The following is a 23,327-nucleotide window of genomic DNA, read 5'->3' as shown; positions in this document are numbered from 1 at the left end:
AAATTATACTTAAGTCATTTATAAGCATTATAGTTTCAAAAATTATTATAAAACTGTCTAAGTTTTTATTTAAAGGCGGCAGCAATTTCCCAGGAAAAATTGCATTAAAAATAGATAAAGACATATTGTTTAAAGCTGCAAAAGATTATAACGTAATTTTAATAACTGGTACTAATGGAAAAACAACTACTACAAGTTTAATATATAATATAATAAAGAATAATGGAGACTTTGTAATAACCAATAGTACTGGTGCCAATATGTTACCTGGTATTGTATCCTGTTTTATAGAAAATTTTAAATTTAAAAAAAGTCAACAAAGAAAATATGCTGTTATAGAAGTAGATGAAGCTAACTTAACTTTAATTACTGATTATATTAAACCAAAAATAATTACTGTTACAAATTTATTCAGAGACCAGCTTGATAGATACGGTGAAGTTTATACAACTTTAAAAAAGATTCTTTCTGGAATCGAAAAGACTCCTTATTCTACATTAGTACTGAATGGAGATGAATCTCTTCTTGGAGATTTAAGTTTCCCAAATGAAATAGTATATTACGGCTTCAATTCTTCAACTAATGGGAATAAAGCAATAGATATAAATGCAGATGCAAAGTTTTGTAAAAATTGCAAAAACCCCTACAGTTATGAATTTATAACATACAATCACTTAGGAAACTTTTACTGCAAAGAATGTGGCTATAAAAGACCTGAACTGAAATTTTCTGTAGAAAGTATAATCGAACAGACACCTACTTCATCCCTAGTTCAAATAGATGGCAATGAATATTTTATCAATCAGCCAGGAACCTATAATATTTATAATGCACTTTGTGCATATTCTATTGCTAATACCTTAGGTATAAGCAATTCTGTTATATTTAATGTATTAAAGAGTACCTCAAGCAGTTTTGGAAGACAGGAATCTCTAACTATTGATGACAAGGAGGTTAAGATTATACTTGTAAAAAATCCTGCTGGCTTTGATCAAGCAATAAATACTGTAAGCCTTGACACGAGAAAAATAAATACAGCATTTTTACTTAATGATAATTATGCTGACGGCAGAGATGTGTCTTGGATATGGGATGTTAACTTTGAAATGCTTCAAAATTTAGATATAAACAAGGTAATGTTATGCGGAATAAGACTCTATGATATGGCTGTTAGACTAAAGGTTGCAGGGCTTCCACAGGATAGATTCACCATAAATGAAACTTATGATTCTCTTTTACAAGAAATAAAAGACTGTAGTACGCCTACAGTGTATATACTTGCAACCTATACAGCAATGATTAATTTTAGAAAATACCTGCACGGTAAGGGCTACATTAAAAAACTTTGGTAAATCAATAAATGTATTAAACGAAGGTGAAAAATATGGAACTGAATATATGCCACTTATACCCCGACTTATTAAATGTATATGGAGACTATGGAAATATCCTTATCCTTAAATACAGAGCAAAGCAAAGAGGAATTAACGTTAATATTTTCAACGTATCAATGGGAGATGCCTTTGAAGGAAATAAATATGACATAACCTTTTTTGGAGGTGGACAGGATTATGAGCAGTCCATCGTGTCAAAGGATTTGATGGAAATAAAAAAACAAGCAATAACAGACTACGTAGAAGCTGAAAAGGTATTTCTGTGTATATGCGGAGGCTATCAGCTGCTAGGAAAATATTATACTACTCCTAATGGTGAAAAGCTGCAAGGATTAGGTATATTAGATATTTACACTGAAAGCGGAGAAAAAAGGTTTATAGGCAATACCATTATTTATAATGAAGATTTTAATGAGACCTATGTAGGTTTCGAGAACCATTCCGGAAGAACTTATATTGGCAGCTTAAAACCCTTAGGTAAAGTAAAAGTAGGTTATGGAAATAATGGCGAAGATGGTTATGAAGGCTGTATTTACAAAAATACTTACTGTACCTATTTTCACGGTTCTCTGCTTTCAAAAAATCCTGAGCTTGCTGATAGACTGTTAACAGAAGCACTTAGAAAAAAATATGGAAATATAACTTTAAAACCTCTAGATGACTCCTATGAGCTTAAGGCAAAGGAATTTATTATAAATAGAGAAATAAAAAAGATGTAATCTTAAACCTTACATCTTTTTTTCTATTGCCAGAGCTAAATTAAAATATTTAATAGCTTCCCCTACCTGAGATAAATTATAGTACATATATCCCATTTCCATATATCTTTTATATATATCATTTTGAGTTCCAAATTTTAAAAGAACATCTGTAGATAAATTCATGTACATTTCTGCTGAAGTAAAGTTATCTAACCTTTGGAGTATTCGCGCCTTTAGGTAGTAAGCTCTTTCAATATATTTAGCCTCATTTGATTTAATTGCGTAATTTAATACTTCATCGCTTATATCTTTAGCAAATTCTAATTTATTATATTTTATAAATTCATTAGTACAAAGAAGCATAAATCTTACCAATTTTCCTGTTTTACTCTTTGGGTATAATTTTATGGCTTCTTTTATATATTCTATAGCTTTTTCTTCCATACCCACATCAAACATTGCAGATGCATAGTTATAAATTGCTAAAGCCTTACATTCTAAGTTTTCATCATATAACTTATAAGACTTCTTTTCATATTTCTGAAACCTGCCTTTATCCGTGCTGATTGAAAGTATGGCAAGCATTTGATAAGCTTCTGCTTTTTTTATATTAGTATCAAAATACTTTATTAATTCTTCCAGTCTATTTGCTACTTCGTAAGCTCTTTCATAATTTTTCAGCATTATATAACATTCAGCCTCATTATAAGTAGCTTTTGCTAAAATATAAAAATTACTATTTTCTTTTGCTAAATTTCTTACATGATTATAATAATTTGCAGCTTCTAAAAACTCTTTTGTACAATATAAAAACCTTCCTATATCCATAAAATACGTTAAATAATTTTCCTGCTTATAATCTTTAGGACAACATTCATAATACTTGGAAATCATAGCCTGTGCTTTTTCAATTTCTCTTTTATCTAAATAATAATTATAAAGCAAATGATTTAAACTAAAACATAAATCATAATATAAATATTTTTCTGCGAACTTCAAATTATATAAAATTTTTTCTTCATATTTATCAATATCATTATTTTCTTTAATAATTTTTATATTTTCAATTAATTGTTCTCTAATTCCCTTTTTTAAATAATCTATTTCTAATCCTAATATATGTCCTACTTGTTCTAGTATCCAATCTTCAGCTTCTATTTTATCATTTTCAATACAGCTCATTTTAGATACTGAAATTTTATCTCCTGATATGTTTTTTAATGTTAATCCTTTATAAATTCTTGCTCTTTTTATTTTTTCACCAGTTGATAAAATCTCCAAAATCTATCACCGCCTTGTAATGCTTGCACTCCTAGTTAATATCCTCAAAAACACCTAGCTGCTTAAGAGTTTCAACTCCTTCTGAAAGAAACCTAGCAGCTTCCTTATCTTGTCCATTTTCTATATAAAATTTTCCTAATAATAATGATATCTCAGCTTGATGCTTTCTATATCCCATATTGTTTACAAAATTCAGTGCCATAATTAATGTATTCTCTGCCTCTTTTAAATCATTATCGAGAATGCATACTTTATATTTTAGCATGTAGTAATCAATTAAAGCTTCATGATTCCCATTTCCTATAATCTCTATCATTTCTTCCAGAATAACCTTCGCATTATCTGCATCCTTAAGCTTTATATAGTTTTCACATAAGCTAACTAGAGTCTCTGACAGCTTCAAATCCCTGCTATTCTTTCTTAACTCTTTAGATTTATTTAAATGAATAAAAGATTCCTCATAATTTTGGAATTCATAAAATAACTTTCCTAAATTATTCTCTATATCTGCTATATATTCACAATCATTTATTTCTTTGAATATGTTTAAAGTTTTTTTAGAATATTTTATTGCATTATCTATATCTCCATTTTCGCTGTACTGCTTGGCTAAAAGCATAATAGACATTGCATAATCCTTTTTTTCTTCCAACTGTCTAAATTTCTCTTTCGCTAAAAATGCATAATTAATTGCATCTTCATGTTTTTCCAGCCTCTGATAAGTATAAGCCATGTAATAATATATTTTACCTAATAAAAAATCATTTCCTATATTATTATCCATAAATACTTTTTCTGCCTGCTTAAAATAACTATAGGAAGAATGATAAGATTTTGTATTTAAGCTTATAATGCCAAGCTTTAAAAATGTATTTACAATATCCTCAAAACAATTTTCAGTTATAAATATAACATTTGCCGATAAGAAAAACTGCTGTGCTAATCCAATTTCAGATTTTTCCATGTATATAATTCCTCTTAAATATAAATTTTTTGCTTTTCTATATTTAAGATTATATTTTTCGGCATAAAATAGAACCTTTTCAACATATTGTTCTGCTGATAAATAGCTTTTACTTAATATACATGCTTCAGCCATATTTTCATAATAAGTACATATATTTTCAGCTTGTGTTTCTTCCGATTCCATTAAATATTCCACTGTTACATTTAAAGCACTTGCCAAATACTCCAGTAAATCCATACTTGGGTTAGACTTACCAGATTCTACAAGGCTTATTTGACCTGGAGTAATTCTATCACCTGCTAAATCTTTCAAGGTCATATTAAGTTCTTTTCTTCTTCTTTTTAGCTTTTCCCCCAAAGATAATATTTCCATATTTTATCATACCTCGTTAAAATAAAACAATGCTGTGATAAATCTAAATTATACAAAAATATAAAATTTCAAACTAATTATAACATATTTTCACAATTTACGGTGAATTTTTTCAAATTAGTTTTAAATTTTAAGAAAAAAGAAGCTCGAGAAGATAAATTCCCGAACTTTTATAATTAAAAATATTTTTATCTCATTTTTCTCATAACATCATCGTATACATCGCCTATAATACCCATCATCATATCCCCAGATTTTCTAAGTCTTTTTCTTGTATTTCTGTTAAGCTGAGGAGCAATTAACATTCCAGCCGCTGCACCAATTAAAGCACCTGTAGTTATACCTCTAATAAATCCCATATTCTAAACACTCCTTTCCATTTTATATAGTATTAGAATATGCAATTTTTATTTTATTAAACATTGAAATTACTGTTAAGTAATTCATCCATTGCTTCATTAGCCAACTCATCGCATCTATTATTATAAGGATTATCGCTGTGTCCTTTAACCTTTATAAATTCTACCTTATGATATTTCATAAGCTCTATTAATTTCTCCCACAGCTCTTTATTTTTTACAGGTTCTTTTGTAGAACTTTTCCATCCGTTTTTCTGCCAGTTATCTATCCACTTTTGATTAATAGCATTAATTACATAAGCTGAATCACTATAAAGCTTAACATTACACGGTTCTTTAAGCATAGCTAAAGCCTGAATAACGGCACTAAGCTCCATAATATTATTTGTAGTATTTCTAAAAGCTTGTTTTACTTCTTTTTTTACACCATTATACATGAATAGAATTCCAAAGGCACCTATTGAATTTTCTTTTCCGTTTCCTCTGCATGCTCCATCAGTGTATATTGTTACGCTTTTCATTTTGTTTCTCCTCGTTTGTAGCTCTTAAAGATATTTTCTTTATATAATCTAAAAGTTTCCCCACATTTTGACTTCCAACCATTTTACCTATAAAATCTACTCCATCTTTTATAAGCTTAATTATATCCTCTCTACCTATCCAATTAGATAATATAATTTCTTCAGGTATTTCATTTATTAATTTATTCATAGCGAAGAAAACAATTGCTACATCATCTATTCTGCCTATTAGAGGAATAAAATCAGGCAGTATATCAATTGGTGAGGCTAAATAAGCTATAAGTCCTCCTACTAAAATTTTTGTCTTTATATCCACTCTTTTATCCTTAAATAATCTCCAAAGAAGTGCTGCAATATCTGGTATAACCATTGCATACTCTGCTATATTTTTATATTTATCAGGAACTTTCTTTTTTATATCCTCTCTAATCTTTGAATATCCATCCTGAAGCTTATATATTTCTTGATTAAATTCCTGCTTTTTTTTATTAAATTCCATAGTCTCCTTATCAGGAGCATAAAGTATATCTTCAACCTCAACTTCAATAGCATCCTTTAGTAAATCAGCACTTTTCAATTTAAAGTAAACAAATGGTACAAGTTTAGATATAACATTTACATCTACAATTAAATTATCCTTATTAACAGTTATTCCATCTTTATCAAAGTCCTTTAAAAAAGTTTTAAGCGCAAAGTTTTTTATTGAAGGTAGTATTCCCACTTTAAAAGCTTTAAAATCTAGAATTTTAATGGTTATTTTATTATCCTTAATGCTGCCTAATCCTATAGAAGCTCGAAAGGGAATTTCTACCTTTTTTTTATAACTTCCATTCACAGTTATAAGCTCATTTATTTTTATATCTTCTATTTTTAAATTATCAATTTTTATATATTCATTAACTGCCTCTAATATATCTTTAGAAGTTAACCTTATTTTTCCACTGGTAACCTTCATTTACCTTCCCCCTATCCATCCTGTTTCTACGAATATAATTAAAGTATATATCAAAAAAGAATTAATGCAACAACCATTTTATATTTTAACAAAATTTACTTTAGCAAAATTTATGATTTTCATTAGACTAAAATTATAAAATCACTATAATAGGATTATGCAGTAAACAAATATACACATAAATAAAACAATGATATGCAAACATATTATATAGAAAATTTTGGAGGAGGAAATTATGGATAAAAAGAATAAAAAGAATAGTAAATATATGTATATATCTATATTCATTGCTATTTTATCTCTTATAATGCTTATAGTATTCAATTTTAACAATAAGTCTTCTGCTTATAAACTATACGTGGATTTCTTAAAGGACATTCAAAGTAAAAGCGTGTCAACTGTTTATATAACTAATACTCCTAAGATTAAGGTGAAAATGAATGATGGAAACATATATGAAACTGACAACCCAAGGACAAATAATTTTAAAGAAGAGCTTTTAAAACAAGGGGTAAAAGTTTCTGAAAACCTGCCTCTTTCAGCTAAAGAAACCATTCCAACAATACTGCTAAGCGCTTCTTTAGTGTTTATGGCAGTTATGGCAATAAAATCATCAGGTATAAGCTCAAAAAGACTAAAAGGAGTTGACAACCTTGATGTTACAGCTGTATCAAATGTTACCTACAATTTTGACTCTGTGGCAGGTAATGAAGAAGCCAAGGAAAGTGTAAAAGATATAGTAGATTTTCTTAAAAATCCTGAAAAATATAGTGCTTACGGAGCAAGAATGCCTAAGGGAATTATGTTTTACGGTGAGCCTGGAACAGGTAAAACTCTGCTTGCTAAAGCTGTAGCTGGAGAAGCAAATGTACCTTTTTATGCTATATCTGGTTCTGATTTTGTGCAAGTATATGTAGGGGTTGGTGCAAGCAGAGTAAGACAACTATTTAAGAAGGCTAGAAACCATGGAAAAGCTGTTATATTTATTGACGAAATTGATGCAATAGGTAAAAAGAGAGATGGAGGTAAAACTGGAGGTTCTGACGAAAAAGATCAAACTCTTAATGCTCTTCTTACGGAAATGTCTGGTTTTAACGAAAAGGAAGGCATAATAGTTATTGCTGCTACTAACAGACTTGATGTTTTAGATCCTGCTCTTTTAAGACCTGGTAGATTTGACAGACATATTGAAATAACCTTACCTGATTTAGCTGCAAGAGAAAAAATATTAGCTCTTCATTTAAAAAATAAGCCAACTATGGACATAAATATTCATGATTGGGCTCAAAAAACTTCCTATTTTTCAGGAGCAAAACTTGAGAGCTTGGTTAATGAAGCTGCAATATTAGCAGCTAAAGAAGACAGCAAGTTTATTGATAACACACATATGGACAAGGCTTATTCAATAGTCTTAGCTGGTTATGAAAAAATAGAAAGAAATCATATAAAAGATAAAGATAAGAAGATTACCGCTTATCACGAAGCAGGACATGCCCTACTTACATTAAAAGTGCTACCTGATGATAAACTTTCAAAAGTAACTATAATACCTACGAGCAAGGGTGCTGGAGGTTATACCTTAAGCATACCTGAAGATAAACTGTATCAAAACAAGGATTATTTAAAGAAAAGAATTATGGTACTTTTGGCTGGTCGTGCTGCTGAAGAGATAATCTTCGGCAAAGAGTATATAACAACTGGAGCCTATAACGACTTTCAGCAGACAACAAGAATAGTTTCGAGCATGGTTACCCAATATGGAATGGGTGAAACTATAGGACTTTTAAATCTGGAGGAACTATCACACTTAAATTATTCAAATACTGAAGATATAATTAAAGAATGCAAAGAAACTTTAGATTCTTTATATGAAGAGGTAAAATCAATAATTTTGAAAGATAAAATACTTCTAGATAAAATTGCAGAAAACTTAATTCAAAAAGAAACTCTTTTAGAAAAAGATATTAAAGAGCTTATAGCAGCTTAACTTTACGCTGTAACTTATAAAAACAAGTCCAAGCAATAACTGGATCAATTATAAACCGCCTGATAAATCAGGCGGTTTAACATACTATTGATTCAATAACTAAACTCGTATGCTCTAACAAATCTATTTCATAAAAAGGAATTGGAAGTTTAGTTTCTCTATCATATAGTACTCTAATAACAGGCCTGTCTGGAAAGTTTCTATTCTGTCTTATTACATATCCCTCTATAGAATTTGAAAGCTTAACACAGCAGCCTAAAGGATAAACAGCAAAGGTTTCTCTAAAGCTTTTAACTATACTATTGTCAAAAGCTGTTCCGCTTCCTGATAATATTAATTCATATGCTTCGTTTGGGCTGAATTTTTTTCTATAAACCCTATCATTGCTGACTGCATCATATACATCACATATACAAACTATTTTCCCAAACTTAGAAATATCTTCACCGTTAAGATTATATGGATATCCTTTTCCATCAACTCTTTCATGATGCTGTAATACTGCTTTTATTACATTTTCAGATATGCGAATATTTTTACTTAGAATTTCCCCACCGTATATAGGATGTTTTTTTATTTCTTCATATTCTTCGTCAGTTAAGGGGCCTGTTTTATTTATTATTTTATTTGAAATCTTTACTTTACCTATATCATGAAGAATAGCCCCTACAGCTAAGTCTTTAAGTTCTTTTTCGCTAAATCCATATGAAAGACCTAAAAAGGAAGACATTATGCATGTATCTAGAGAGTGAACAAATGTATAGTTATCAAAAGTCTGTATATCATACAGACTTTTGTTTACATCACCCATATCTATTATATAATCTACTAAGTCTTCTATAATCTTCAAAGAGTCTTTTACATCTTTATTATTACAGCTATGAATATTTTTTATAATATTTGACATATTACTTATAGTAGCCTGTTTTAATCTTAAAAGTCTATCATCTTCAATTTTAACATCTTCTAATCTATCATCTTCAATATATACGAAAAATACTCCTAATTCCTTTAGTTTTTCAATATATCTGCTGGTTAATTGTACTCCTGCCCTAAGTAAAATCTTACCATCATTTGTTAATATATTTTTACCTAGGACTTCATTTTCTCTCACTCTATCAATAAATTCCAGCCTCATAGTTCACCTCTGCATATTCTTTTGTTAATTAATTATTATTATACTACAGTATTTTTTACTATTAGTAAAATTTGTACAGAAAACTTCATTACCCGTAATGATTTTTTAACATCCACCTAATTTTATTCTTTATATTCATCTTCCTTATCTTTTATAGCTTCAAATACATTTTTAATTTCTTTATCTATTATTGAACATGCAGTATTTATTCTTTCTTCCATAACATTATGCTCATTATCATAATCAAATTTTATAACCCAAGTTGGATTATACTCCTCTTCCACTTCCTCTATTATGAATCCTTCCTCTTCAAAGGAATTTGTATTAAACAAGTCATAAATAGCATAAAATTCCCATTCTTCAACATCTTTATTTGTATCAAAAAACATATTTACTTTTTTACCATCATAATAGAATTTAGTAACATATATAGCTCCATCTCCTACACTGTAACTACCTAATTCTTTAACTAAATAATTAGTTTCTTTATCTCTTTCCATTAAAACTAGTGATGAAAAGTCCAATTTTATCATCCTTTCTCTCATGCAGTATATCAATATAATATCACATATTTAACATTATTAAACAAAATAAATAGAAAATAAATGAAATATATATGTTACATGTCTTACAACTGTTATAAAAAGTATATTTAATGATATTACACTTTACTCATTTCCAAATATTGTATATCATATTATTATACAATATTTGGAAATGAGGAGTGTATTATGAGAAGAGTAAATATAAAAAAGATTATCACTATTATATTTATAATTATTCTAATCCTTACTACTGCCATACATAAATACAAAGAAACAAACAGTAAATACAAAGATATAAACTACGTTGTAGAAAAATATGTAACTTCCGGTATATTAAACAAATATAAACTTTACAAAATAGATGAAATGAAACTTAGCTTTTCCGATGGAATTATTGCTGTAATAAGTGTTTCTGGTATTGAGGATAAGGCTCCTCACAAAAGTGTAAAATATGATATATTTTTAGAGAAAAATAAAAAAGACATTTGGAAAGTAAAAAAAGTTTACTCAAAATAATTTATTATAAACAGACTAAAAGTCTTCATTCTCATGCCTGCTTTTATATAATCTATTGCAAATAATTTGCATTTGTATATAATTATATTTAGGTTTATTTTTGTTAATAATTACTGTATAAGCAATTAGAATGGAGATATAATATTTATGTTAACAATAAAAAATTTAAACTTTTCATATAACAATGCCCTTCCCTATTTAATTGATAATCTAAACTTACAAATAGAAAGTGGTTCCTATGTCTCTATACTTGGAGAGAACGGCAGTGCGAAAAGTACACTCTTAAAGCTTATTTTAGGTTTTCTTAAGCCAAATGGAGGAACTATTTCTTTAAGTACAAGCAAATTAGGTTATGTACCTCAAAGAGTAGAGAATTTTAATCCACAGTTTCCTATTAGTGTAAATGAAATGCTTCTCTGTCATTTTAAAGTTTTAAAACTAAAAAATAAAGGTCTAATAAATAAAAGCTTAGAAATCGTAAATATGCTTCAATATAAAAACTCACTTATTGGAAATCTTTCTGGTGGACAGCTGCAAAAAGTTTTTATTGCTAGAGCCCTTATGGGAGAGCCTGAGCTTCTCATACTTGATGAACCTTCTACCGGAATTGATATACCTAGCCAGGAAGATATATATAAAATCATAAGCAATCTAAACAAGAAATCAGGTGTAACAGTTATTTCTGTGGAGCATAATCTAAAAGCTGCTTTAAATAATTCCTCTCATATTTTTAAGATTGAAAGAGGAAAAGGTACATTATATACCATATCAGAATATTACAGATTAACCCAATGATTATACTTTATAACGGAGGACACTATGCTACAATATAGTTTTATGCAAAATGCACTAATAGCAGGTTTTTTAATATCTATTCTTTGCCCAATAGTTGGGATTTTTCTAGTACTTAGAAGATATTCTATGATGGGTGATACTTTATCCCATTCCTCACTTGCAGGCATCGCAATTGGACTAGTATTTGGTTTAAATCCGCTGCTTACTGCCTTTATATTCACTTCTCTATGCGGAATACTTATAGAATTTTTAAGGTCATATTACAAACAATACGCCGAGTTAGTTATGTCCATAATACTTACTTTAGGCTTAGGTATTGCAATAATACTTATAAGCACAGGAAAATCTGCTGCAAATATAAATACCTTTTTATTTGGAAGTATACTAACTGTTTCAACTAAAGATTTATATATTATTTTTATACTAAGTTTAATATCAATTTTACTTTTAATTTTTCTGTACAATAAACTTCTTTATATAACCTTTGATGAACAGGGTGCCTACACCTCTGGAGTAAATGTGAAGTTTATAAACTACTTGTTTACTCTTCTTGTGGGAGCAACTATCTCTGTTTCCATAAGAATAATAGGAATACTTGTAATTTCTTCAATGATTGTTATTCCTGTAGCAACTGCACTACAGTTAAATAAAGGTTTTAAGCAGACACTTATATATTCAATCCTGTTTGGCTTTATAGATATTATAATTGGACTTATTGCTTCTTATTATATTAACAGTGCCTCTGGTGGAACTATAGCCTTAGTTTCCGTAATTGTATTAATATTAGTGCTTATTTTAAAAAAGATTAAATTTATAGCAAAATAAAAATGAATAGGTCATAATACCTATTCATTTTTATTTTGCTTAGATGTTTTACATTCATCACATATGCCTTTTATTTTTAAATCATGTTCCATAAGGGTAAAGCCCGTTTTATTCTTTATTATTTCCTCAATCTGAAGCATAGGACAGTCAATTTCTACTTCCTTATGACAAAAGCTGCATTCCAGCCTATGTTTATGATTCTCTTTTCTTATTTTATAATTGTATTTTCCTTCACCTAAGTTAAATTTATCAACAATTTTCTTATTTTCTAATATATCCATAGTTCTGTAAACTGTAGATAAATCTATTAATAATCCTTTCTTTCTGCACTGTTCATATATAAAATCTACAGTTAAGGCATCCTCGCTGTTAAATAGTATTTGAAGTATATTTAGTCTTCCCTTTGTAACCTTAATATTGTTATTTTTCAAATAGATTTCCAAGTCCATCTAATCACCACACTTAATATTATGTTAACATTATATCATAGTAATAAAAAAATCTTAAGTTATTTTATATTTTTTCATAGTAGATTAATCTATATATATATAGTATAATTTATGTAAGCGTTTAGTATTTAAAACTGTTATTTAAAGTCTTTTAGGGGGAAAACTTATGGTAAAACAAAAAAGAAATAATAAATTTTTACTTAAAAATGTATTTACTAATTTAATGTTGAAAAATAGTCTTTTAAGCAGACTTATCTCAACCTCTTCTCTAATAATTATTTTTTCTTTATTAGTTTCCGGAACTATAACTTTTTTTATCACTAAAAACAAAGTAACTGAAGATTTTAAAGCTTCAACTACTCAAATATTAAATCAAAATAAAAACTATGTTAATCTTATAAACGAGACTGTAGAAAGTGTGTCCATGCAAATTTTTGCTAATAAAACATTATCAGATATTTTAAAACAGGGTTATAATGGTGATTTCTATAGTTTTTATAAATCAAGACAGCAGGTAGATGAAATTTTAAGAAATATTACAATAAGCAGCAGTTCTAGTGTTATAAAAAGCATTTATTTATTCAGCGACAATGGCTATTCCTCTGCTACCTCCTCCGATGCATATATGTCTGAAGAAAATACGTTAAAAGCAAAAAAGGAATTCTGGTATGAAACTGCTGTTAAAAACGCTGGTAGAAATGCATGGATTTACCCACATACTGACTTTTTAAATAATAAAAATGAAATGGTAATCAGCAACGTAAGAGTATTAAAAGACGGTACTGATTCTCTTGGTGTTTTAAAAATTAATATTGACCCTGCTCGTATTGGAAATATTCTTAAAGACTCACAAATTGGAAAAAATGGATATATTATTGTAGTAAATAGTGAAGGATACATAATATCTCATAAAGATAAAAACCTTCTCGGCAAAAAAATAGATGAAAACTTTTTTAATAAATTCAAAGAAAATGATTATGGAACCCTGGAACATAAATTAGATAACACTCAAATGTTTGGGGTATATACTACAGGTGAAAGTACAGGCTGGAAATACATAGCTCTTGTACCAAAAGCAGAGCTGTCTTCAACTGCCAATTATATTGGAATATTTATATGCTTAACTGGTATATTCTGTTTAATAATTTGTATTGTTATTTCTTTTTTTACATCTTTACAAATTGCAAAGCCTATTAATGATATAATCTCAATAACAAAAGAACTATCCAGAGGCAATTTAAATTTGCAATCTAAAAAATATAAACTTTATGAACTTAATGAGCTTAGTTCTAACTTTAATAATATGATAAATAATCTAAAGGAGGCTCTTTCCGCTACTGCAGATATGACGGAAGAAACAAGAGCTTCTGCAGCTAATCTGCTTAATATAAGCCAAGGCCTGAATCTATCTACTATAGATATAAGCGGAGCAGCAGAAGAAATTGCTGTGGGCTCAAGCGAACAAACTGAAACAGCTGTTGTATGCGTAGAAATTTCAAACAGTTTTAATATGGAGCTTGAAAATGCCATAAACATATTAAATAATGTTAATAAAGCAACTAGAGACACAAATGAAGTGTTAAACAATAGTGATAAGGTGATAAACAAATTAAAGGAAACTTCACATGATAACTCTGTAGCTATGATGAAGGTTTCAAATACAGTTTCTGATTTAAATAATCATACTAGTGATATATTGAACATTTTAAATAAAATAAATGAAATAACTGCTCAGACAAATCTTCTTTCTCTTAATGCTTCTATTGAAGCAGCACGTGCAGGAGAAGCTGGAAAAGGTTTTTCAGTAGTAGCAAACGAAATAAGAAAGCTTGCCGAAGAATCACAAAAAGCTTCTCAGGAAATAAAAAATATAATAGAGAACGTAAATAACTCTATAAAAACTTCGCTTGATATATCAGCTTCTGCAAAACAAGCCTTTGAAAAGGAGCTAGAGCAAGTAAATACAACTATTACTTCCTTCTCTTCCATAAAGGAAGCTATGAATAGTATTATAGCTTACATGGAAAACGTAATGGAAACTATTAAACTTATAGGCAACGGCAAAGATGTACTTAGCAAGTATATTAATAATATAGCAGAAATATCACAAAAAAATTCTGCAGCCACAGAGGAAGTAACTGCTTCATTACAAAGTCAATCTTTATCAAATGAAGACATGCATAATTTAGCACAAAGTTTAAATGAAAAAGCTAATCATCTTAAAGAGTTAATCAGCAAATTTAAATATTAATTTAAACAGGGGTAGTTTCTCTATCCCTGTTTTTTAACAAGTATCTTTTTTATTCTTTTATTTTCAATTTCTAATATAGTAAATTTATAATTTTCAATAACTATACTTTCTCCTTTTTTAGGAAACCTTCCAAAATAATCCAAAACCAGACCACTTACTGTATCATAATTTTCCGAATAGTTTGAGTCTAAAAGTTCATTAAGCTCCCACATATTTATTCCGCCATCTATTTCAAACTCATCTTCACCCTTTACAGCTATTTCTTCTTCCATCTCATCGTATTCATCATAAATATTCCCGACTATTTCTTCAAGCATATCTTCAATAGTTATGAGCCCAGCTGTAGTTCCATACTCGTCAATAACAATACTAATATGTATGCTTCTTTTTTGCATTTCTTTAAGCAGCATATCTATCTTCATATATTCAGTGACAAAGTAAGGTTCCTTAATAAAATTTTTCAGGTTGAATTCATCATTTTCACAGTTAAAGGCCATATAATCTATAATATCCTTGGTATATAGTATACCGACTATATTGTCTATATTATCTTCATAAACTGGTATTCGTGAATACTTTTCATCTGTTATAACCTTAAGAGTTTCTTTAAAACTGCTTTCTATATTAAGAGTTACCATATCTGGTCTAGGTGTCATGACATCGCTGACAGTAGTATCATCAAACTGAAATATACTGTTTATCATTTCTGTTTCAGCTTTTCTGAAGATGCCTTTTTCTTCTCCAACATTTATCATCATTCTAATTTCTTCTTCAGTTATTTGATCTTCATGTTCATTTTCTGTACCAGTTATAAGATTTACAAAAAAATTTGTAGCCTTTGTTAAAGAAAGAACTAAAGGTTTAGCTATAATATCAATTATTCTTATAACTCCTACTGATTTTGAAGCAATAAGCTCTGATTTTCTTAGAGCAAGCCTTTTAGGTATAAGCTCGCCAAATAAAAGAGAAAGAAAAGATACTAAAATTGTTATTGTTACGAAGGATATTGTTGGAGCAAACATTACAAAAAAACTTATGTTAGAAGATATGATAACCTTTTCTAAAACCTTAGATAACCCCACTGCTGCAGAAGCAGAAGTAAAAAAACTTGCTAAAGTTACACCTACTTGAATAGTAGATAAAAACTTACTAGGCTCTTTTATTATTTCTAATAGCTGTTCAGCCTTTTTATCCCCTTCACTTGCCTTTTTTTCAAGTGATATTTCCCTTAAGGAAACTACACTTATTTCAGCAGCAGCAAAAAAGGCATTTATACCTATTAAAATAATTAATATAATTATTTCTCGAATCATATATTTACCACCTTACAGAAGAAGCTCCATATTTTTCTTTTGAATCATAATGAAATAAATATTCCTATACTATAATATTGCCATTATTTTTATAAATATAAATATAAAAGCCAGGCTTTTTCTAATGCCTGACTTTAGAATTAAATATCTATAATTAAAAAAATATCATCTTTATACCAAAAATAATTAGTATAATTCCCCCAAGATAATCCGCATATTTTCCTATCATATTTATTCTCTTTAAATATCTTGATACTAAAAAAGCTGCAATTGACATTATAAGTGTTACAATACCTATAAAAATGGTATTCTCTAGTAAAACCAATATATTTGCAATATTATGTAGTGCAGTAAAACCTACAACCATTGCGTCTATACTTACAGATATTCCAAGAACAAAATACATGCTTGGCTTAATTAATGGACACTCATTATTATTTTCATATCCTTCTTTAACCATCATAATTCCTACTATGGCTATGATAGTTCCACCAATAACCTCAGGCACTGAAGCTATATATGTATTAAATAAAAATCCCGTATAAGCTCCAACTAATGAAAAGAAAAACTGAAAAAAACCGAAAGAAAGAGCAAACAAAAGCTTGTTATTTCTTTTTACTCCGTTATTCAGCCCTATACATATTGCTGTGCCAAAAGCATCTAAAGATAACCCTAAAGCTATTAAAAATAGTGAATAGAAACTCAATTATAAATACCTCCTTGTGTTCTTAAAAAGCTGCTAATTTTTATAAATAAACAGTTTTAATATTTAACCATATAACAAAATAATACTCTATTTTTATAAACTATTATTTAGTTTTACTAAAAGTATATATAAAATCCCAGCTAAATGTATTACTCTACATTATATAAATATAAAAATTCTAATTATTTTTATGACAAATCTATATTTTATTATGACACCTTCTTAACTATTTCAATTCTATTAGCTTTAAAAAGTCCGCCTTACAGCGGACTGAAATTTATGCAGTTTGCTCATTATTTTTCAACACCTTTTCAAAAACTTTAAGTGCAAACTCAAGCTGTTCTCTTGTATGTGTTGGAGTATAACTTGTTCTAAGCAGAGCACAACCCTTTTCTACAGCTGGTGAAACAGCAGGATTTACGTAAACACCTTCTTCTAAAAGTCTCATAGTTACTTTAAAAGCAGCATAATCATCACCTATAATAATTGGAATTATAGGAGTCTGTGTTGGTCCAACAGAAAGTCCCATAGCTTCGAAGCCTTCTCTCATAAATTTAGCATTATCCCACAGCTTTTTAATTCTCTCAGGTTCAGCTTCTAATATATTTAAAGCTTCCATAGCTGCTGCTGCATTAGCAGGAGGTATAGATGCGCTAAATATAAATGGCCTTGAATGATGCTTTATATAATGAATAACTTCTTCCTTTGCAGCTACAAATCCACCTAAGCTTGCTAAAGATTTACTAAAGGTTCCCATAATTATATCTACTTCATCTTCTAGTCCAAAGTACTCTGCAGTACCTCTTCCATGCTCACCCATTACACCAAGGCCATGAGCATCGTCAACCATAACTCTTGCTCCATACTTCTTTGCCAGCCTAACTATTTCTGGAAGATTTGCAATATCACCTTCCATACTGAATACACCATCAACTACTATTAATTTTCCCTTATCCTCTGGAATAGATTGTAAAATTCTTTCTAAATCCTCCATATCATTATGCTTAAATTTTAATAACTTAGCAAAACTTAATTTGCAGGCATCTACTATACTGGCATGATTTTGCCTGTCTCCAATTATATAGTCATTTCTTCCTGCTACAGCAGAAAGAATACCTAAATTTGTTTGAAATCCTGTACTAAAAACTAATGCAGCTTCTTTTTTTACAAAAGCTGCAAGTCTTTTTTCCAGCTTTATATGTAAATCTAAAGTACCATTAAGAAACCTGGAACCTGAACATCCTGAGCCATATTTTTCTACAGCCTTTATTACAGCTTCTTTTAATCTTGGATCTGAGGTAAGTCCTAAATAATTATTTGAACCAAGCATTATTACTCTTTTTCCGCCCATTATAACTTCAGTATCCTGTCCAGAATCAAGAGCGTGAAAATAGGGATATATTCCAGCTTTTATTGCTTCTTTAGCTTCAGTATAATTATAACATTTTTCGAAAATATCAACCATTGGTTAATTTCTCTCCCTTCGTATAAAAAACAAAAATAATGATTCCAAAAATAATTATAATACTATATTACCACATAAAAGCATTATAACATATATTTTTTATTAAGTATGCCTAGTTTTTACTTTTTAATTCAATTTTGTAATTATACAATTGCATAGCCTAATATGAAACTATATAATAAACATATATAACAAGCTGCTGATTTAAGCAAATCATTAAACACAAGGTTAAACTTTAGGAGTGAATAAAATGAATAACAACTTGAAAGTTGTACTAATAACCGGAGCCTCTTCTGGTATAGGACAAGCAATAGCAAATACACTTATGGAAAAAGGCTATAGAGTTTACGGTACTTCTCGTAATATAAAAGAAGAAAATATCATAAAAGCAAAATCAGGTTCTGGATTTTTAAAAATGATACCTCTTGACGTTCGTTCGGATGAATCAGTTAAAGCTGCAGTAGAATATATTCTTCAAAAAGAAATTACAATTGATATACTTATAAATAATGCAGGCTTTGGTATTGCTGGTTCTGTTGAAGACACCTCTCCAGAAGAAGCTTTAAGCCAATTTGATACAAACTTTTTTGGAGTTCTTAGAATGTGCAGAGCTGTTCTTCCAAAAATGCGAGAACAAAAACAAGGCCTTATTATAAATATAAGCTCCGTAGCAGGACTTATCTCTATTCCTTTTCAATCTATGTACTGTGCTAGCAAATATGCTCTAGAAGCTATGACTGAAGCTTTAAGAATTGAAGCTAAGCCTTTTGGAATTAAAGTATCCTTGGTAGAGCCAGGAGATACTAAAACTGGTTTTACACAAATGCGTCAATACACTGCGGCTTCTTATAACTCAGCCTATAATTTAGCCTTTTTGAAATCTATTAAAAAAATGGAAAAGGACGAGCAAAATGGCCCTACTCCAAAGTTAATAGTTGATGCAGTACTTAAAATTATGAATTCTAAAAATCCTCCAATAAGAATAGTTGCAGGCTTTTCCTATAAGACCTTGGTGTTTTTAAAAAGAATACTGCCTTCAAGATTTGTAGAATTTGTAGTCAGTAGAATTTATTCGTAACTAAATGCCGGGCAGCTTTGTTATAAGGCAAAGCTGCATGGCATGAATTAAATTATTTATCTCTGTTCTTTAATAAGTCCCTTTCTATAAGCATCTAATAGCATTTCTAAATCCTTTATCTGAAGTTTCAGCTCTTCCCCAATATCTGTATCTCCAACTCTTTTTCTTTCAACTCCTGTTTCTAAAACTACTGTAGTTGAAAGAATATCTTTTTCTTCCTCAATAGCTTTATGCGTTGATTCAAAAGGTTCATGAGATACTAACAAAAGTCCGTAAGAGTTATATATAAGAGTATAGCCTGCTATACCTGTCTGACCTTGATAAGCTTTTGAAAAACCTCCATCTATAACCAAAAGTTTTCCGTTTGCTTTTATAGGACTCTCTCCTTTTTTGCTTTTGACAGGTACGTGACCGTTAATAATATGTGATATATTTGGGTTTAGTCCAAATTCTTCAAAAATAGCATTGCATACTTCTTCATTATCTTTAAGCTTAAAATAAGGATTTTTTTTCTCTAAATGAGTTTCTTCATCCTCTATAAAATATCTCTCAAAAGTTGTCATCTTATTTTTTCCAAAGAGTGGAGAATCTGGACCAGTCCATAAATACCAGATTATATCCATACCGTATAACTTTGCTTCAGGATTATTTTTATAAAAATACCCCTCTCTAACTAATATTTCTAACCTATCTAAAAAGGCTTTTCCACTGTACTCATGTCCTGAAGCACCTATTTTTACTTTTTTAAAGCTTCCATCTTCGTTTAAAGGTATACATCCATGATATAATAAATTGGAATTATATTTTAAATACATACTTCCTTTTGCAAACAAAAAACTTACATGCTTTTGAAGCTTTTCACTGTTTAAAAAAGAAGATTTAAGCTTTTCAATCAGGTCAATTTCTTCAGGAATAAGTTCATAAGGATTTTCAGGATTTATTGTTGGAAAATTATTGTCTTTTAGATTATATGTTTTTCCATCTAATTTAATAATACCTTTCTTATAATCTATTTTATTTAATAAAAGTCTATCCTCCATTTGAAAATAAGGGCGTCTTTTAATTATTTCTCCTTCTAATTTAAATTGTATTATAGCTATAGCCTTGTGCATCTGAGCTATAAGCTTTATATCCTTTTCACTATAATCCTTACTGTTTTCTATCTTAGGTTTAAAGCATAAACATTCATCATGCTTGTAAAAATCTATAGCAAAAGTAGCTAAAGGTAGAAGGTTAATTCCATAACCATCTTCAATAGTATCTAGATTTGCATATCTGGCACATATTCTAAGAACTGTTGCAATGCATGCCTCATTTCCTGCCGCAGCTCCCATCCAAAGTATATCGTGGTTTCCCCATTGAATATCTACAGAATGATAATTTATAAGAGTATCCATTACAATATCTGCTCCAGGTCCTCTGTCAAATATGTCTCCTAAAATATGGAGTCTATCAATAACCAATCTTTGAATTAATTTGGATATAGCTATTATAAATTCATTAGCCCTGCCAATTCTAATAATTGTTTTTATAATCTCATTATAATACTCTTCCTTATCAAGTCTGTCAGGCTGTTCATGAAGAAGTTCTTCAATAATATATGAAAAATCTTTTGGAAGAGCTTTTCTCACTTTAGAGCGGGTATATTTTGAAGAAACATATCTGCAAATTTCAATCAATCTATATAAAGTAATTTTATACCAATCTTCAATATTTTTCTCATTTTTTAATGTAAGTTCTAACTTTTGCTCTGGATAATATATAAGAGTAGCTAAACTTTTTATATCATCCTGTCTTAAAGAATTTCCAAAAATATCATATATTTTACGTTTTATAACACCGGAAGCATTTCTTAATACATGATTAAATGCTTCATATTCTCCATGAATATCAGTCAAAAAGTGTTCAGTACCTTTAGGCAAATTTAAAATCGCCTGCAAATTTATTATTTCAGTACAGGCTGCAGCTATTGTTGGATATTGATTTGATAAAAGTTTTAAATATTTTAACTCATTTTCAAATTCTTGAGTTAAATTTTCCTCTATAAAAGACATAAAACTCCTCCCACTCATTACATAAAATTATCATAGCTAAACATATACGTTATAACATATAATATTAGTATAGCATATTTATCTATGCAATAACATATTTACCCTATAATGGAAATGTAAAAATTATCTATCAATCTTATAAATCTTCTCCATTACATTTATTTATAAATTGTAAAAGGTTTTAAATATCCTATTACACTTTTTGATTATAATAAAAATATTAAATTAAAACATACTAAATTATTATAATTATTTTTTTATTATATAATGCTATACTATAAATAATTATTGTAGTTGTATTGAGGTGCTGCATATGAAGATAAAATTAAATGAAGATGTATCCTACATTTTAGATAAACTAAATTCAAAAGGATATGAAGCTTATATAGTCGGCGGCTGTGTAAGAGACAGCTTGCTTGACAGAACAATAAAAGATTGGGATTTAGCTACTAATGCTCTGCCTGAAGACATAATGACTTTATTTGAACATACGGTTCCTACAGGAATTAAGCACGGTACAATAACTGTGGTGATAAATAATAATAACTACGAAGTAACTACCTATAGAATAGATGGTGAGTATAAAGACAACCGCCATCCAGATAAAGTTATTTTTACAACTTCTTTAAAGGAAGATTTAAGCAGAAGAGACTTTACTATTAATGCTTTAGCTTACAATCCTAAAGTTTCCTTAATTGATATGTTTAATGGAACTGAGGATTTAAATAATAAACTTATAAAATGTGTTGGAGATGCCCATAAAAGATTTAATGAAGATGCTCTTAGAATGCTCAGAGCTGTTAGATTTGCCTGTCAGCTAAACTTTAATATCGAATCAAATACTTATAAGGCCATACATAATAACTATACTCTTTTGCAGAAAGTTAGTAATGAAAGGATAAGGGATGAATTAGTTAAAATACTTATGAGTGATTTCCCAAGCCGTGGAATAAGAATGCTGCAGGAAACATCCCTATTAAATTATATAATCCCGGAACTAAACGAAAGCGTTGGTTTCGATCAAAAAAGTCCACATCATGATAAAACTGTTTTTGATCATATAATGTCTGTTTTAGATAATTCAACTTCAAATATTGCAGTAAGATTAGGGGCACTGTTTCATGATATTGGAAAACCAAGAACTTTTACTATAGACAAAAAAGGTATCGGCCACTTTTATGGTCATAATATTGTAAGTGCTGAAATGGCTGAAATTATACTTAAAAGATTAAAGTTTGATAATGCTACTATTAAAAAAGTAATTATCCTTATTAAAGAACATATGTCAGCTTACAATGTTATGAAAAATAAAGCTTTGAAGAAGTTTATAGCCAGAGTTGGTATTGACAATATTGATGAGTTGTTCGAGCTTCAGATTGCAGACAGCAAAGGTCATACAAAAGATGCAGACTACAGCCCCATATTAAAAAGAAGAGAAGAAGTTAGAAAGATATTAGAAAATAAAGAAGCCTTTACTGTAAATCAGCTAAAAATAAATGGTGATGATTTAATCAAACTTGGCTTTAAGCCTGGAAAAGAAATAGGCATAATTTTAAACAATCTCTTAGACACAGTTATGGAGAGACCTGAGTTAAACAATAAAGAAACTTTAATAAATATTGTTAAAAGTAAAAAGCATGGATAACCCATGCTTT

Annotated in this window: 21 protein-coding genes; 9 read left to right on the top strand and 12 right to left on the bottom strand. The window is 29.1% G+C overall.

Annotated features, from left to right (window positions below):
- Positions 1-2: 2 nt before the first annotated feature.
- Both M2651_RS09025 and M2651_RS09020 read left to right on the top strand, forming a co-directional pair.
- Positions 3-1,352, top strand: a complete 1,350-nt coding sequence (locus M2651_RS09025) for a MurT ligase domain-containing protein (RefSeq protein ID WP_252132031.1) — start codon at positions 3-5, stop codon at positions 1,350-1,352.
- A gap of 32 nt (positions 1,353-1,384) precedes the next feature.
- Entirely contained in the window at positions 1,385-2,113 is a 729-nt protein-coding gene (locus tag M2651_RS09020; RefSeq protein ID WP_252132022.1) for a type 1 glutamine amidotransferase, read from the top strand.
- Positions 2,114-2,122: 9 nt separating this feature from the next.
- Here the strand turns inward: M2651_RS09020 and M2651_RS09015 are convergent, their stop codons facing one another.
- The 5 genes from M2651_RS09015 to M2651_RS08995 all read right to left on the bottom strand — a co-directional run bounded on the left by M2651_RS09015 (position 2,123) and on the right by M2651_RS08995 (position 6,550).
- Positions 2,123-3,376, bottom strand: coding sequence for a helix-turn-helix domain-containing protein (locus tag M2651_RS09015; protein WP_252132021.1), 1,254 nt, complete (start codon positions 3,374-3,376; stop codon positions 2,123-2,125).
- A 31-nt stretch (positions 3,377-3,407) separates the two neighbouring features.
- Positions 3,408-4,715, bottom strand: coding sequence for a helix-turn-helix domain-containing protein (locus M2651_RS09010; protein WP_252132020.1), 1,308 nt, complete (start codon positions 4,713-4,715; stop codon positions 3,408-3,410).
- A 188-nt stretch (positions 4,716-4,903) separates the two neighbouring features.
- On the bottom strand, positions 4,904-5,074 hold the full coding sequence (locus M2651_RS09005; protein WP_252132019.1) for a YtxH domain-containing protein: 171 nt from the start codon (positions 5,072-5,074) through the stop codon (positions 4,904-4,906).
- A 56-nt stretch (positions 5,075-5,130) separates the two neighbouring features.
- Positions 5,131-5,595: a ribonuclease HI gene (gene rnhA / locus M2651_RS09000; protein ID WP_252132018.1), complete on the bottom strand. Its 465-nt coding sequence runs from the start codon at positions 5,593-5,595 to the stop codon at positions 5,131-5,133.
- Entirely contained in the window at positions 5,570-6,550 is a 981-nt protein-coding gene (locus tag M2651_RS08995; RefSeq protein ID WP_252132017.1) for a YkvA family protein, read from the bottom strand. The genes rnhA and M2651_RS08995 overlap by 26 nt, the downstream gene beginning before the upstream one ends.
- A 235-nt stretch (positions 6,551-6,785) precedes the next feature.
- Between M2651_RS08995 and M2651_RS08990 the strand changes: the two genes are divergently transcribed.
- Positions 6,786-8,537: an ATP-dependent metallopeptidase FtsH/Yme1/Tma family protein gene (locus M2651_RS08990; RefSeq protein WP_252132016.1), complete on the top strand. Its 1,752-nt coding sequence runs from the start codon at positions 6,786-6,788 to the stop codon at positions 8,535-8,537.
- 76 nt (positions 8,538-8,613) lie between these two features.
- On the opposite strand, the gene M2651_RS08985 is transcribed toward M2651_RS08990, so the two are convergent.
- Both M2651_RS08985 and M2651_RS08980 read right to left on the bottom strand, forming a co-directional pair.
- Positions 8,614-9,675 (bottom strand): HD-GYP domain-containing protein, encoded by a 1,062-nt coding sequence (locus M2651_RS08985; RefSeq protein WP_252132015.1) that lies wholly within the window; start codon positions 9,673-9,675, stop codon positions 8,614-8,616.
- 122 nt (positions 9,676-9,797) lie between these two features.
- Complete coding sequence (locus M2651_RS08980; RefSeq protein WP_252132014.1) at positions 9,798-10,199, bottom strand: DUF6762 family protein; 402 nt, start codon at positions 10,197-10,199, stop codon at positions 9,798-9,800.
- A 207-nt stretch (positions 10,200-10,406) separates the two neighbouring features.
- Between M2651_RS08980 and M2651_RS08975 the strand changes: the two genes are divergently transcribed.
- The 3 genes from M2651_RS08975 (at position 10,407) to M2651_RS08965 (ending at position 12,356) form a co-directional block, all read left to right on the top strand.
- Positions 10,407-10,736 carry a hypothetical protein gene (locus tag M2651_RS08975; RefSeq protein WP_252132013.1) on the top strand — a complete coding sequence of 110 codons (330 nt, stop codon included), beginning with the start codon at positions 10,407-10,409 and terminating at the stop codon, positions 10,734-10,736.
- Positions 10,737-10,883: 147 nt separating this feature from the next.
- Entirely contained in the window at positions 10,884-11,531 is a 648-nt protein-coding gene (locus M2651_RS08970; RefSeq protein ID WP_252132012.1) for a metal ABC transporter ATP-binding protein, read from the top strand.
- 24 nt (positions 11,532-11,555) lie between these two features.
- Positions 11,556-12,356: a metal ABC transporter permease gene (locus M2651_RS08965; protein ID WP_252132011.1), complete on the top strand. Its 801-nt coding sequence runs from the start codon at positions 11,556-11,558 to the stop codon at positions 12,354-12,356.
- Between the two features lie 20 nt (positions 12,357-12,376).
- Here the strand turns inward: M2651_RS08965 and M2651_RS08960 are convergent, their stop codons facing one another.
- On the bottom strand, positions 12,377-12,805 hold the full coding sequence (locus M2651_RS08960; protein ID WP_252132010.1) for a Fur family transcriptional regulator: 429 nt from the start codon (positions 12,803-12,805) through the stop codon (positions 12,377-12,379).
- 166 nt (positions 12,806-12,971) lie between these two features.
- Here M2651_RS08960 and M2651_RS08955 point away from each other — a divergent pair, with 166 nt between their 5' ends.
- The gene (locus M2651_RS08955; RefSeq protein ID WP_252132009.1) at positions 12,972-15,056 is read left to right on the top strand and encodes a methyl-accepting chemotaxis protein; all 2,085 of its coding nucleotides are present in this window, start codon (positions 12,972-12,974) and stop codon (positions 15,054-15,056) included.
- Positions 15,057-15,076: 20 nt separating this feature from the next.
- Here the strand turns inward: M2651_RS08955 and M2651_RS08950 are convergent, their stop codons facing one another.
- The 3 genes from M2651_RS08950 to M2651_RS08940 form a co-directional block, all read right to left on the bottom strand.
- On the bottom strand, positions 15,077-16,369 hold the full coding sequence (locus M2651_RS08950; protein WP_252132008.1) for a hemolysin family protein: 1,293 nt from the start codon (positions 16,367-16,369) through the stop codon (positions 15,077-15,079).
- Positions 16,370-16,523: 154 nt separating this feature from the next.
- Complete coding sequence (locus M2651_RS08945) at positions 16,524-17,075, bottom strand: manganese efflux pump MntP (protein WP_252132007.1); 552 nt, start codon at positions 17,073-17,075, stop codon at positions 16,524-16,526.
- A gap of 277 nt (positions 17,076-17,352) precedes the next feature.
- Positions 17,353-18,540 carry an aminotransferase class I/II-fold pyridoxal phosphate-dependent enzyme gene (locus M2651_RS08940; RefSeq protein WP_252132006.1) on the bottom strand — a complete coding sequence of 396 codons (1,188 nt, stop codon included), beginning with the start codon at positions 18,538-18,540 and terminating at the stop codon, positions 17,353-17,355.
- 250 nt (positions 18,541-18,790) lie between these two features.
- Between M2651_RS08940 and M2651_RS08935 the strand changes: the two genes are divergently transcribed.
- The gene (locus tag M2651_RS08935) at positions 18,791-19,618 is read left to right on the top strand and encodes an SDR family oxidoreductase (protein WP_252132005.1); all 828 of its coding nucleotides are present in this window, start codon (positions 18,791-18,793) and stop codon (positions 19,616-19,618) included.
- A 56-nt stretch (positions 19,619-19,674) separates the two neighbouring features.
- Here M2651_RS08935 and M2651_RS08930 read toward each other — a convergent pair whose 3' ends face one another.
- A complete protein-coding gene (locus tag M2651_RS08930; protein ID WP_252132004.1) occupies positions 19,675-21,672 on the bottom strand; it encodes a fructose-1,6-bisphosphatase in 1,998 nt (665 codons plus the stop codon).
- A 313-nt stretch (positions 21,673-21,985) separates the two neighbouring features.
- On the opposite strand from M2651_RS08930, the gene M2651_RS08925 reads away from it, so the two are divergent.
- Positions 21,986-23,317 (top strand): CCA tRNA nucleotidyltransferase, encoded by a 1,332-nt coding sequence (locus tag M2651_RS08925; protein WP_286207965.1) that lies wholly within the window; start codon positions 21,986-21,988, stop codon positions 23,315-23,317.
- Positions 23,318-23,327: the final 10 nt, after the last annotated feature.

It is taken from the genome of Clostridium caldaquaticum (assembly GCF_023806125.1).
In the GTDB taxonomy this organism is placed as follows: Bacteria; Bacillota; Clostridia; order Clostridiales; family Clostridiaceae; genus Clostridium_AT; species Clostridium_AT caldaquaticum.
The sequence above is the reverse complement of the archived record's forward strand: the minus strand, read 5'-3'. Positions and strand labels throughout refer to the sequence as shown.